At 50.5% G+C, this 13,395-nt stretch carries 11 protein-coding genes, 4 tRNA genes and 1 pseudogene; 14 read left to right on the top strand and 2 right to left on the bottom strand.

Annotated elements, in window-relative coordinates:
- Positions 1-135: 135 nt before the first annotated feature.
- Together murB and birA are read left to right on the top strand one after the other, a co-directional pair.
- Positions 136-1,164: a UDP-N-acetylmuramate dehydrogenase gene (gene murB / locus SK32_RS23950; protein WP_048214126.1), complete on the top strand. Its 1,029-nt coding sequence runs from the start codon at positions 136-138 to the stop codon at positions 1,162-1,164.
- Entirely contained in the window at positions 1,161-2,123 is a 963-nt protein-coding gene (birA, locus tag SK32_RS23945; RefSeq protein ID WP_048214125.1) for a bifunctional biotin--[acetyl-CoA-carboxylase] ligase/biotin operon repressor BirA, read from the top strand. Before murB ends, birA begins: the two co-directional genes overlap by 4 nt.
- 35 nt (positions 2,124-2,158) lie before the next feature.
- Here the strand turns inward: birA and coaA are convergent, their stop codons facing one another.
- Positions 2,159-3,109 carry a type I pantothenate kinase gene (gene coaA, locus SK32_RS23940; RefSeq protein ID WP_043018507.1) on the bottom strand — a complete coding sequence of 317 codons (951 nt, stop codon included), beginning with the start codon at positions 3,107-3,109 and terminating at the stop codon, positions 2,159-2,161.
- Positions 3,110-3,399: 290 nt separating this feature from the next.
- Positions 3,400-3,480, bottom strand: a pseudogene (locus SK32_RS26570) (hypothetical protein); the annotation flags it as partial.
- 19 nt (positions 3,481-3,499) lie between these two features.
- Between SK32_RS26570 and SK32_RS23935 the strand changes: the two are divergent.
- The 12 genes from SK32_RS23935 (at position 3,500) to rpoB (ending at position 13,395) form a co-directional block, all read left to right on the top strand.
- Positions 3,500-3,575 (top strand) — tRNA-Thr (locus SK32_RS23935).
- An 8-nt stretch (positions 3,576-3,583) separates the two neighbouring features.
- Positions 3,584-3,668 (top strand) — tRNA-Tyr (locus SK32_RS23930).
- A gap of 115 nt (positions 3,669-3,783) precedes the next feature.
- A tRNA-Gly gene (locus SK32_RS23925) sits at positions 3,784-3,858 on the top strand.
- Between the two features lie 5 nt (positions 3,859-3,863).
- Positions 3,864-3,939 (top strand) — tRNA-Thr (locus SK32_RS23920).
- Positions 3,940-4,057: 118 nt separating this feature from the next.
- A complete protein-coding gene (gene tuf, locus SK32_RS23915; RefSeq protein ID WP_003031109.1) occupies positions 4,058-5,242 on the top strand; it encodes an elongation factor Tu in 1,185 nt (394 codons plus the stop codon).
- A gap of 230 nt (positions 5,243-5,472) precedes the next feature.
- A complete protein-coding gene (gene secE / locus SK32_RS23910; protein ID WP_003033128.1) occupies positions 5,473-5,856 on the top strand; it encodes a preprotein translocase subunit SecE in 384 nt (127 codons plus the stop codon).
- A gap of 1 nt (position 5,857) precedes the next feature.
- Positions 5,858-6,403 (top strand): transcription termination/antitermination protein NusG, encoded by a 546-nt coding sequence (gene nusG, locus SK32_RS23905; RefSeq protein WP_003033125.1) that lies wholly within the window; start codon positions 5,858-5,860, stop codon positions 6,401-6,403.
- Between the two features lie 155 nt (positions 6,404-6,558).
- A complete protein-coding gene (rplK, locus tag SK32_RS23900) occupies positions 6,559-6,987 on the top strand; it encodes a 50S ribosomal protein L11 (RefSeq protein WP_003033122.1) in 429 nt (142 codons plus the stop codon).
- 3 nt (positions 6,988-6,990) lie between these two features.
- Positions 6,991-7,698, top strand: coding sequence for a 50S ribosomal protein L1 (gene rplA / locus SK32_RS23895; RefSeq protein WP_048214124.1), 708 nt, complete (start codon positions 6,991-6,993; stop codon positions 7,696-7,698).
- Positions 7,699-8,116: 418 nt separating this feature from the next.
- Positions 8,117-8,614, top strand: a complete 498-nt coding sequence (gene rplJ / locus SK32_RS23890) for a 50S ribosomal protein L10 (RefSeq protein WP_005132895.1) — start codon at positions 8,117-8,119, stop codon at positions 8,612-8,614.
- Positions 8,615-8,680: 66 nt separating this feature from the next.
- Positions 8,681-9,046 (top strand): 50S ribosomal protein L7/L12, encoded by a 366-nt coding sequence (gene rplL, locus SK32_RS23885; RefSeq protein WP_000028882.1) that lies wholly within the window; start codon positions 8,681-8,683, stop codon positions 9,044-9,046.
- Positions 9,047-9,366: 320 nt separating this feature from the next.
- Positions 9,367-13,395: a DNA-directed RNA polymerase subunit beta gene (gene rpoB, locus SK32_RS23880; protein ID WP_003033111.1), complete on the top strand. Its 4,029-nt coding sequence runs from the start codon at positions 9,367-9,369 to the stop codon at positions 13,393-13,395.

Genomic DNA, 13,395 nt, shown 5'->3' with positions numbered 1-13,395 from the left:
CGCAGCGCATCAGGCAATAAGTACGGCTGCAGCGCGTACCATCGGGGGCAAAGCAACATCCTGAGCCTCCATAACACAAGCCATCCTGCAGCATATGCGGTAAACTAAGCGCGATTTTGCATCAGGAAAGCGTCTATGAATCACTCCCTTAAAGCCTGGAACACCTTCGGTATCGATCAACAAGCTAATGAACTTGTCCGCGCCGAAAATGAGCAACAACTACTGAATGCCTGGCAATTAGCCAATGCATCACATCATCCAGTACTGATCCTGGGCGAAGGGAGTAACGTCCTGTTTCTTGATACCTTCCAGGGAACGGTGATCGTCAACCGTATCAAAGGTATAGAGGTTACAGAGAAGCCTGACGCGTGGTACCTACACGTTGGGGCTGGTGAGAACTGGCATCATCTGGTACAGCATACATTGCAGCTTGGCATGCCTGGACTGGAAAACCTGGCGCTTATTCCCGGCTGTGTTGGCTCATCGCCAATCCAGAATATTGGTGCTTATGGTGTGGAACTTCAGCGTGTTTGCGAATATGTGGACTGCATTGAACTGGCTACCGGTAAGCATCTGCGTGTAAGTGCCACAGAATGCCGATTTGGATACCGCGACAGTATCTTCAAGCATGAGTACCAGGATCGTTTCGCGATTGTAGCCGTTGGGCTGCGTTTACCTAAACAGTGGCAGCCCGTCCTCACTTACGGTGACCTGACGCGCCTGGATCCTGCAACGGTAACGCCTCAGCAGGTTTTTGATTCTGTTTGTCATATGCGCACCACAAAGCTGCCCGATCCAAAAGTAAACGGTAATGCGGGGAGTTTCTTCAAAAATCCGGTTGTCAGTTCGGATATCGCACAGGAACTATTGGCGAAATTTCCGATTGCGCCTCATTACCCGCAGGCTGATGGTTCTGTGAAACTGGCTGCTGGCTGGCTTATCGATCAATGCCAGCTTAAAGGCATGCGCATCGGTGGCGCAGCGGTACATCAGCAGCAGGCACTGGTGCTGATAAATGCAGAGCATGCGACGAGTCAGGATGTGGTGCAACTTGCGCATCACGTACGCCAAAAAGTCGGTGAGAAATTCAATGTCTGGCTCGAACCGGAAGTCCGGTTTATCGGCCCGCAGGGTGAGGTGAATGCCGTGGAGATCGTTGCATGAAGGATAATACCGTCCCCCTGACGCTTATTTCATTATTAGCCGATGGCGAATTTCACTCCGGTGAGCAACTCGGTGAAACGCTGGGAATGAGCCGTGCGGCAATCAATAAGCATGTCCAGACGCTACGTGACTGGGGTGTTGATGTATTTACTGTCCCTGGTAAAGGATATAGCTTACCTGAACCTATCCAGCTATTAGATGCCTCACTTATTCATTCTCAACTGGATGGTGGAAATATCACTGTCCTGCCGGTTATCGACTCAACCAATCAGTACCTGATGGACCGAATAGGTCAGCTGGAGTCAGGGGATGCCTGCGTCGCTGAATATCAGCAGGCCGGGCGCGGCCGCCGTGGACGTAAATGGTTCTCTCCCTTTGGCGCTAACCTATACCTCTCGATGTTCTGGCGGCTGGAACAAGGGCCGGCCGCTGCAATTGGTCTGAGTCTGGTCATTGGTATCGTCATGGCTGAGGTTTTGCGCGATCTGGGTGCGGATAAAGTCCGTGTAAAATGGCCCAACGACCTCTATTTACTCGACCGTAAACTGGCAGGGATCCTGGTTGAACTCACTGGTAAGACGGGCGATGCGGCGCAGATCGTTATTGGTGCCGGAATTAACATGTCTATGCGCCGGGTCGAAGAGAATGTGGTTAATCAGGGGTGGATTAACCTACAGGAAGCAGGCATAAACATTGACCGTAATACTCTTGCGGCTCGACTGATCCGCGAGCTTCGTGCTGCACTGATACTGTTTGAGCAAGAGGGGTTAGTGCCTTATTTATCACGCTGGAAGGCACTTGATAACTTTATCAACCGCCCGGTTAAACTCATTATTGGCGATAAAGAAATATTTGGTATCTCGCGGGGAATAGATGCTCAAGGTGCACTATTGCTTGAGCAGAATGGTGAGATAAAGCCATGGATGGGTGGGGAAATATCGCTCAGAAGCGCTGAATAATAAGAAGAAGGGGAACATCGGCTCCCCTTTTTTATTTATTTTCTTAACCTGACTTGCTCAACGGCATGATTGGCACTTTTAGTCATTATCAAGCTGGCTCTTTCACGCGTTGGTAAAATATTTTGCTTTAAATTCAGCCAGTTGATTTCTTTCCATAGCGATGTGGCAGTGTTGATAGCCTCATCTTCTGATAATTTTGCATAGTTATGGAAATAAGAGTCAGGGTTGGTAAATGCCCCTTCACGGAATTTCAGGAAGCGGTTGATATACCATGTCTGGAGTAATTCTTCTGGCGCATCAACGTAAATAGAAAAATCGACGAAGTCAGAAACAAATACATGATGCGGGTCGTGGGGATAGTCCATTCCGCTTTGTAATACATTTAACCCCTCGAGAATCAATATATCCGGCTGGGCAACGGTTTTGTCACCATCAGGGATCACATCATAGATCAGATGAGAATAGACCGGCGCTGTGACGTTAGGGACGCCTGACTTCAGGTCGGAAACAAATTTTACCAGACGGTGCATATCATAAGACTGAGGGAAGCCTTTCTTCTTCATGAGCCCGCGTTCTTTCAACACCTGGTTTGGGTGAAGAAACCCATCGGTCGTAATCAGCTCAACTTTGCGGTGCTCTGGCCAGCGGCTAAGCAGTGCCTGCAAAACGCGCGCTGTCGTACTTTTACCGACGGCGACGCTGCCAGCAATACTAATGATATAAGGAATACGCTCGCCATTCGTGCCTAAAAATTGCTCCAGCACTGCCTGACGTCGCAGGTTCGAACTGATGTAAAAGTTTAGCAAACGCGATAGAGGCAAATAAATCTCGGCAACTTCTTCCAGCGATAAGTCTTCGTTAATGCCTTTAAGACGAGCAATCTCTTCCTCGGTCAGGGTCATCGGCACTGAATCACGAAGCGCAGCCCACTGGTTGCGATCAAACTGTAGGTAAGGCGACGTTAACGCTTGCTCTTTTATACTCATACGCATGGTCTGGCTGTCATTGCTATATCAGGTCAGTGATAAAAAACGAAATCATCCCCGGCACGCAATGGCACGCACATTTCAGTTAATTTGGACAATGGGCAGGAGGGTAACACCAGATGAGGGGGAATAATAAGAAAAAATCGTCCCCTGAAAAGCATTGTGACGAGTATTCCAGATGTATAAAGATGTGCTTTCTCTCTGTCTGGACGTGAATAACGGAGCAAAACCCTCTCCGGTTATAACGCTCAACGTTGGAAATTTGTGCAATTCAGATAAGAAATAGATTATTTATCGGGCGTATAGTGCAAAATGTGAGCGGAAGAACATTTTATGCAATTTTTTAGTTGCATGAGCACGCAGGTATCCATAAAATGCGCGCTACTTGATGCCGACTTAGCTCAGTAGGTAGAGCAACTGACTTGTAATCAGTAGGTCACCAGTTCGATTCCGGTAGTCGGCACCATCAAGTCCGGTGGGGTTCCCGAGCGGCCAAAGGGAGCAGACTGTAAATCTGCCGTCACAGACTTCGAAGGTTCGAATCCTTCCCCCACCACCACTTTCTGGCAGCGTTATCGCCGCCTGAGTTGGTTAAAAAATTTAATCAGCTCAAACATAAAAGAGAGAAATCTCTTTTTTGTTACAGAAAGAACTGGGTAGCCGAGTTTCAGGATGCGGGCATCGTATAATGGCTATTACCTCAGCCTTCCAAGCTGATGATGCGGGTTCGATTCCCGCTGCCCGCTCCAGACGTGCTGATATGGCTCAGTTGGTAGAGCGCACCCTTGGTAAGGGTGAGGTCCCCAGTTCGACTCTGGGTATCAGCACCACTTCACTTCTCCCTCCCGTTTCTCTCTGTTTACTTTTAAAAGCATTCAACAGCTCAGGTATATTGCCTGGTTGATGTGGTGATATCACCGATTTATCCGTGTCTTAGAGGGACAATCGATGTCTAAAGAAAAATTTGAACGTACTAAACCGCACGTTAACGTCGGTACTATCGGCCACGTTGACCATGGTAAAACAACGCTGACCGCTGCAATCACTACCGTTCTGGCTAAAACCTACGGCGGTGCTGCTCGCGCATTCGATCAGATCGATAACGCGCCGGAAGAAAAAGCACGTGGTATCACCATCAACACTTCTCACGTTGAATATGACACCCCGACTCGCCACTACGCACACGTAGACTGCCCGGGCCACGCCGACTATGTTAAAAACATGATCACCGGTGCTGCGCAGATGGACGGCGCGATCCTGGTTGTTGCTGCGACTGACGGCCCGATGCCGCAGACTCGTGAGCACATCCTGCTGGGTCGTCAGGTAGGCGTTCCGTACATCATCGTGTTCCTGAACAAATGCGACATGGTTGATGACGAAGAGCTGCTGGAACTGGTAGAAATGGAAGTTCGTGAACTTCTGTCTCAGTACGATTTCCCGGGCGACGACACTCCGATCGTTCGTGGTTCTGCTCTGAAAGCGCTGGAAGGCGAAGCAGAGTGGGAAGCGAAAATCATCGAACTGGCTGGCTTCCTGGATTCTTACATCCCGGAACCAGAACGTGCTATCGATAAGCCGTTCCTGCTGCCAATCGAAGACGTATTCTCCATCTCCGGTCGTGGTACCGTTGTTACCGGTCGTGTAGAACGCGGTATCATCAAAGTTGGTGAAGAAGTTGAAATCGTTGGTATCAAAGAGACTGCTAAGTCTACCTGTACTGGCGTTGAAATGTTCCGCAAACTGCTGGACGAAGGCCGTGCTGGTGAGAACGTTGGTGTTCTGCTGCGTGGTATCAAACGTGAAGAAATCGAACGTGGTCAGGTACTGGCTAAGCCGGGCTCTATCAAGCCGCACACCAAGTTCGAATCTGAAGTGTACATTCTGTCCAAAGACGAAGGCGGCCGTCATACTCCGTTCTTCAAAGGCTACCGTCCGCAGTTCTACTTCCGTACTACTGACGTGACGGGTACCATCGAACTGCCGGAAGGCGTAGAGATGGTAATGCCGGGCGACAACATCAAAATGGTTGTTACCCTGATCCACCCAATCGCGATGGATGACGGTCTGCGTTTCGCAATCCGTGAAGGCGGCCGTACTGTAGGTGCGGGCGTTGTTGCCAAAGTAATGAGCTAATTGCCGAATAACATTTGACGCAATGCGCAATAAAAGGGCATCATTTGATGCCCTTTTTGCACGCTTTCACACCAGAACCTGGCTCATCAGTGATTTTTTTTGTCATAATCATTGCTGAGACAGGCTCTGAAGAGGGCGTTTAGTCCGAAACGCACCAGAGCATTTCGGTTTGGATCGCCTCGCTTACGCGGGGTGAAAATGTTTGTAGAATACTTCTGACAGGTTGGTTTATGAGTGCGAATACCGAAGCTCAAGGAAGCGGGCGCGGCCTGGAAGCGATGAAGTGGGTTGTTGTCGCTGTATTGCTGCTTGTAGCTATCGTTGGCAACTACCTCTATCGTGACATGATGCTGCCGCTGCGTGCGCTGGCCGTAGTGATTCTGATTGCCGCAGCGGGTGGTGTCGCGCTGTTGACAACAAAAGGTAAAGCGACCGTTGCTTTTGCCCGTGAAGCGAGAACCGAAGTCCGTAAGGTCATTTGGCCAACTCGCCAGGAAACGCTGCACACCACGCTGATCGTTGCTGCGGTCACTGCGGTAATGTCACTGATCCTGTGGGGACTGGATGGTATTCTGGTTCGCCTGGTATCCTTTATCACTGGCCTGAGGTTCTAAGATGTCTGAAGCCCCTAAAAAGCGCTGGTACGTCGTTCAGGCGTTTTCCGGTTTTGAAGGCCGCGTAGCCACATCGCTGCGCGAATATATCAAGTTACAAAATATGGAAGAGCTGTTTGGTGAAGTCATGGTGCCGACCGAAGAAGTGGTCGAAATCCGTGGCGGCCAGCGTCGCAAGAGCGAACGTAAATTCTTCCCGGGCTATGTACTGGTCCAGATGGTGATGAATGATGCAAGCTGGCACCTGGTGCGCAGTGTGCCGCGTGTGATGGGCTTTATCGGCGGTACATCTGACCGTCCGGCGCCGATCAGCGACAAAGAAGTTGATGCGATCATGAACCGTCTGCAGCAGGTTGGCGATAAGCCGCGTCCGAAAACGATGTTTGAACCAGGTGAAATGGTTCGCGTTAGCGACGGTCCGTTTGCTGACTTTAACGGCGTCGTTGAAGAAGTGGACTACGAGAAGTCTCGTCTGAAAGTTTCCGTATCTATCTTCGGTCGTGCGACTCCGGTTGAACTGGACTTCGCTCAGGTTGAAAAAGCCTAATACGCCGATCAAAAAAGCGACGATTTAATCGTTGCACAAGGCGCGAGATTGGAATACAATTTCGCGCCTTTTGTTTTTATGGATCCTATCCGTAAAACGAATTTAATCACGGGGAGCCTCCTTGAGGCGCTATAACCCAATCAGAGGAATTTAGAATGGCTAAGAAAGTCCAAGCCTATGTCAAGCTGCAGGTTGCAGCTGGTATGGCTAACCCGAGTCCGCCGGTAGGTCCAGCACTGGGTCAACAAGGCGTGAACATCATGGAATTCTGCAAAGCGTTCAACGCTAAGACTGATTCCATGGAAAAAGGTCTGCCGATCCCGGTTGTTATCACCGTTTACGCTGACCGTTCTTTCACTTTCGTTACCAAAACGCCTCCGGCAGCAGTTCTGCTGAAGAAAGCGGCTGGTATCAAGTCTGGTTCCGGCAAGCCGAACAAAGACAAAGTGGGTAAAATTTCCCGCGCTCAGTTGCAGGAAATCGCGCAGACCAAAGCTGCCGACATGACTGGTTCCGACATTGAAGCGATGACTCGCTCCATTGAAGGTACTGCACGTTCCATGGGCCTGGTAGTGGAGGACTAAGAAATGGCTAAACTGACCAAGCGCATGTCCGTGATCCGTGACAAAGTTGATGCTACTAAGCAGTACGACATCAACGAAGCTATCGCTCTGCTGAAAGAGCTGGCCACTGCTAAATTCGTAGAAAGCGTGGACGTTGCTGTTAACCTCGGCATCGACGCTCGTAAATCTGACCAGAACGTACGTGGTGCAACTGTACTGCCGCACGGTACTGGCCGTTCCGTTCGCGTAGCCGTATTTACCCAGGGCGTAAACGCTGAAGCTGCTAAAGCTGCAGGCGCTGAGCTGGTAGGTATGGAAGATCTGGCTGACCAGATCAAGAAAGGCGAAATGAACTTTGACGTTGTTATTGCTTCCCCGGATGCAATGCGCGTTGTTGGCCAGCTGGGTCAGGTTCTGGGTCCGCGCGGCCTGATGCCAAACCCGAAAGTTGGTACTGTAACCCCTAACGTTGCTGAAGCTGTTAAGAACGCTAAAGCGGGTCAGGTTCGTTACCGTAACGACAAAAACGGCATCATCCACACCACCATCGGTAAAGTGGATTTTGACGCTGACAAACTGAAAGAAAACCTGGAAGCTCTGCTGGTTGCGCTGAAAAAAGCAAAACCGACTCAGGCAAAAGGCGTGTACATCAAGAAAGTTAGCATCTCCACCACCATGGGTGCTGGTGTTGCCGTTGATCAGTCCGGTCTGACTGCGACTGTGGCGAACTAATATTCGCCTTTACGTGGGCGGTGATTTTGTCTACAATCTTACCCCCACGTTTCTGTTGAAATAAACAGAACTCTATGCGAGTCATTTGAATTGTAGCAAAGCAGCAATTGAGTGAATCGCCGGGAGTGTAGTTAACTACATGACCGGTGTGAACGAGAGCAGCTAACGCAGCTACGGTTCAAAGGGCGAAGTCATAGACAAGATTTGTTCGTTGGAGCCTGGCCTATCCAGGCCTCCGTCGAAGACCGCAGGTGTTTCGTCAGAAACTTAATGCCCTGCGTAGACGGTGACAGAACGCTAAGATTATTTCTGATACTCTGGCTTGTTTCTGCTCACCGTATTTAGACGCTCTCTCCGTTGGGGAGAGTGAAGTGAGTTCCGGAACATGAGTTCCGGCAAACATCCAGGAGCAAAGCTAATGGCTTTAAATCTTCAAGACAAACAAGCGATTGTTGCTGAAGTCAGCGAAGTAGCCAAAGGCGCGCTGTCTGCAGTAGTTGCGGATTCCCGTGGCGTAACTGTAGATAAAATGACTGAACTGCGTAAAGCAGGTCGTGAAGCTGGCGTATACATGCGTGTTGTTCGTAACACCCTGCTGCGCCGCGTCGTTGAAGGTACTCAGTTCGAGTGCCTGAAAGACACGTTTGTTGGTCCGACCCTGATTGCATACTCTATGGAACACCCGGGCGCTGCTGCTCGTCTGTTCAAAGAGTTCGCGAAAGCGAATGCAAAATTTGAGGTCAAAGCCGCAGCCTTTGAAGGTGAGTTGATCACGGCATCGAACATCGATCGCCTGGCAACCCTGCCGACCTACGAAGAAGCAATTGCACGCCTGATGGCAACCATGAAAGAAGCTTCGGCTGGCAAACTGGTTCGTACTCTGGCTGCTGTACGCGATGCGAAAGAAGCTGCTTAATCGCAGTTATCTTTCTCAAGCATCTGCTTACGTATAAACTTATTCTGATTTTCAGGAACAATTTAAATGTCTATCACTAAAGATCAAATCATTGAAGCAGTATCCGCTATGTCCGTAATGGACGTTGTAGAACTGATTTCTGCAATGGAAGAAAAATTCGGTGTTTCTGCTGCTGCTGCTGTAGCTGTAGCTGCGGGCCCGGCTGAAGCTGCTGAAGAAAAAACTGAATTCGACGTAATTCTGAAAGCTGCTGGCGCTAACAAAGTTGCTGTTATCAAAGCAGTACGTGGCGCAACTGGCCTGGGTCTGAAAGAAGCTAAAGACCTGGTAGAATCTGCACCGGCTGCGCTGAAAGAAGGCGTGAGCAAAGACGACGCAGAAGCACTGAAAAAATCTCTGGAAGAAGCTGGCGCTGAAGTTGAAGTTAAATAAGCCAACTTTTCTGGTTGCAGCCTAAGAAATTAGGCTGATGGCTGGTGACTTTTTAGTCACCAGCCTTTTTGCGCTGTAAGGCGCCAGTAGCATTTCACACTGTTTGACTACTGCTGTGCCTTTCAATGCTTGTTTCTATCGACGCCTTAATATACTGCGACAGAGCGTCAGTTCTGTGTAAATCGCAATGAAATGGTTTAAGCGTGATAGCAACAGGCATTGCGGAAAGTATTCGATTTTCCGGTCAACAAAATAGTGTTGCACAAACTGTCCCTTCGTCGGACAGATGGGTCGACTTGTCAGCGAGCTGAGGAACCCTAATGGTTTACTCCTATACCGAGAAAAAACGTATTCGTAAGGATTTTGGTAAACGTCCACAAGTGTTGGACATACCTTATCTCCTTTCTATCCAGCTTGACTCGTTTCAGAAGTTCATCGAGCAAGATCCTGAAGGGCAGTATGGTCTGGAAGCAGCTTTCCGTTCCGTTTTCCCGATTCAGAGCTATAGCGGTAATTCCGAGCTGCAATACGTCAGCTACCGCCTTGGCGAACCGGTGTTTGACGTTCAGGAATGTCAGATCCGTGGCGTGACCTATTCCGCACCGCTGCGCGTAAAACTGCGTCTGGTGATCTACGAGCGCGAAGCGCCGGAAGGCACCGTAAAAGACATTAAAGAACAAGAAGTCTACATGGGCGAAATTCCGCTCATGACTGACAACGGTACCTTTGTTATCAACGGTACTGAGCGTGTTATCGTTTCTCAGCTGCACCGTAGTCCTGGCGTCTTCTTTGACTCCGACAAAGGTAAAACCCACTCTTCGGGTAAAGTGCTGTATAACGCGCGCATCATTCCTTACCGTGGTTCCTGGCTGGACTTCGAATTCGATCCGAAGGACAACCTGTTCGTACGTATTGACCGTCGCCGTAAACTGCCTGCGACCATTATTCTGCGTGCGCTGAACTACACCACTGAGCAGATCCTTGACCTGTTCTTTGAGAAAGTTGTTTTCGAAATTCGTGACAACAAGCTGCAGATGGAACTGGTGCCGGAACGCCTGCGTGGTGAAACCGCCTCCTTTGACATCGAAGCTAACGGCAAAGTGTACGTCGAAAAAGGCCGTCGCATCACTGCGCGCCACATTCGCCAACTGGAAAAAGACGATATCAAACATATCGAAGTTCCGGTTGAATACATTGCTGGTAAAGTTGCGGCTAAAGACTACGTTGACGAATCTACTGGCGAGCTGATCTGCGCAGCTAACATGGAGCTGAGCCTGGATCTGCTGGCTAAGCTGAGCCAGTCTGGCCACAAACGTATCGAAACGCTGTTCACTAACGATCTGGACCACGGTCCGTACATTTCTGAAACTGTACGCGTCGACCCAACCAACGATCGTCTGAGCGCGCTGGTAGAAATCTACCGCATGATGCGCCCTGGTGAGCCGCCGACTCGTGAAGCTGCTGAAAGCCTGTTTGAGAACCTGTTCTTCTCCGAAGACCGCTATGACCTGTCTGCGGTTGGTCGTATGAAGTTCAACCGTTCTCTGCTGCGCGACGAAATCGAAGGTTCCGGTATCCTGAGCAAAGACGACATCATCGAAGTGATGAAGAAGCTCATCGATATCCGTAACGGTAAAGGCGAAGTCGATGATATCGACCACCTCGGCAACCGTCGTATCCGTTCCGTAGGCGAAATGGCGGAAAACCAGTTCCGCGTTGGCCTGGTGCGTGTTGAGCGTGCGGTGAAAGAGCGTCTGTCTCTGGGCGATCTGGATACCCTGATGCCTCAGGATATGATCAACGCCAAGCCGATTTCTGCAGCAGTGAAAGAGTTCTTTGGTTCCAGCCAGCTGTCTCAGTTTATGGACCAGAACAACCCGCTGTCTGAGATTACGCACAAACGTCGTATCTCTGCGCTCGGCCCAGGCGGTCTGACCCGTGAACGCGCAGGCTTCGAAGTTCGAGACGTACACCCGACTCACTATGGTCGCGTATGTCCAATCGAAACGCCTGAAGGTCCGAACATCGGTCTGATCAACTCCCTGTCCGTGTATGCACAGACTAACGAATACGGTTTCCTTGAGACGCCGTACCGTAAAGTGACCGACGGTGTTGTAACTGACGAAATCCACTACCTGTCTGCTATCGAAGAAGGCAACTACGTTATCGCTCAGGCGAACTCCAACCTGGATGACGAAGGCCACTTTGTAGAAGATCTGGTTACCTGCCGTAGCAAAGGCGAATCCAGCTTGTTCAGCCGCGACCAGGTTGACTACATGGACGTATCCACCCAGCAGGTGGTATCCGTCGGTGCGTCCCTGATCCCCTTCCTGGAACACGATGACGCCAACCGTGCATTGATGGGTGCGAACATGCAACGTCAGGCGGTTCCGACTCTGCGCGCTGATAAGCCGCTGGTTGGTACCGGTATGGAACGTGCTGTTGCCGTTGACTCCGGTGTTACTGCAGTTGCTAAACGTGGCGGTACTGTTCAGTACGTGGATGCTTCCCGTATCGTTATCAAAGTTAACGAAGACGAGATGTACCCGGGCGAAGCAGGTATCGACATTTATAACCTGACCAAATACACCCGTTCTAACCAGAACACCTGTATCAACCAGATGCCTTGCGTATCTCTGGGCGAGCCGGTTGAACGTGGTGATGTGCTGGCAGACGGTCCGTCCACCGACCTCGGTGAACTGGCGCTGGGTCAGAACATGCGCGTGGCATTCATGCCATGGAACGGTTACAACTTCGAAGACTCCATCCTCGTATCCGAGCGTGTTGTCCAGGAAGACCGTTTCACCACCATCCACATTCAGGAACTGGCATGTGTGTCTCGTGACACCAAGCTGGGGCCAGAAGAGATCACTGCTGACATCCCGAACGTGGGTGAAGCCGCGCTCTCCAAACTGGATGAATCCGGTATCGTTTACATTGGTGCAGAAGTGACCGGTGGCGACATTCTGGTTGGTAAGGTAACGCCGAAAGGTGAAACCCAGCTGACGCCAGAAGAGAAGCTGCTGCGTGCGATCTTCGGTGAGAAAGCGTCTGACGTTAAAGACTCTTCTCTGCGCGTGCCAAACGGTGTTTCCGGTACGATTATCGACGTTCAGGTCTTTACTCGCGATGGCGTAGAAAAAGACAAACGTGCGCTGGAAATCGAAGAGATGCAGCTGAAGCAGGCGAAAAAAGACCTGTCTGAAGAACTGCAGATCCTCGAAGCTGGCCTGTTCAGCCGTATCTACGCTGTGCTGGTTTCCGGTGGTGTTGAAGCTGAGAAGCTCGACAAACTGCCGCGCGACCGCTGGTTAGAACTCGGCCTGACCGACGAAGAGAAACAAAATCAGCTGGAACAACTGGCTGAACAGTACGACGAACTGAAGCACGAGTTTGAGAAAAAACTCGAAGCGAAACGCCGTAAAATCACTCAGGGCGACGATCTGGCACCGGGCGTGCTGAAGATTGTTAAGGTTTATCTGGCGGTTAAACGTCGGATCCAGCCTGGTGATAAGATGGCAGGTCGTCACGGTAACAAGGGTGTTATCTCTAAGATCAACCCGATCGAAGATATGCCACACGATGCTAACGGTACGCCGGTAGATATCGTACTGAACCCGCTGGGCGTACCATCGCGTATGAACATCGGTCAGATCCTTGAAACCCACCTGGGTATGGCTGCAAAAGGTATCGGCGATAAGATCAACGCCATGCTGAAACAGCAGCAGGAAGTCGCGAAACTGCGCGAATTCATCCAGCGTGCTTACGATCTGGGTTCAGATGTTCGTCAGAAAGTTGACCTGAATACCTTCAGTGATGAAGAAGTTCTGCGTCTGGCTGAAAACCTGAAAAAAGGTATGCCGATCGCAACGCCGGTATTCGACGGTGCGAAAGAGTCTGAAATCAAGGAACTGTTACAGCTGGGTGGCCTGCCGACTTCCGGTCAGATCACACTGTTCGACGGTCGTACCGGTGAGCAGTTCGAGCGCCAGGTTACCGTTGGCTACATGTACATGCTGAAACTGAACCACCTGGTTGATGACAAGATGCATGCGCGTTCTACCGGTTCTTACAGCCTGGTTACTCAGCAGCCGCTGGGTGGTAAGGCGCAGTTCGGTGGTCAGCGCTTCGGGGAGATGGAAGTGTGGGCGCTGGAAGCATATGGCGCAGCATACACCCTGCAGGAAATGCTCACCGTTAAGTCTGATGACGTGAACGGTCGTACTAAGATGTATAAAAACATCGTGGACGGCAACCATCAGATGGAACCAGGCATGCCGGAATCCTTCAACGTATTGTTGAAAGAGATTCGTTCGCTGGGTATCAACATCGAGCTGGAAGACGAGTAA

Source organism: Citrobacter sp. MGH100, from assembly GCF_001034465.1.
In the GTDB taxonomy this organism is placed as follows: Bacteria; Pseudomonadota; Gammaproteobacteria; order Enterobacterales; family Enterobacteriaceae; genus Citrobacter; species Citrobacter youngae.
The sequence above is the reverse complement of the archived record's forward strand: the minus strand, read 5'-3'. Positions and strand labels throughout refer to the sequence as shown.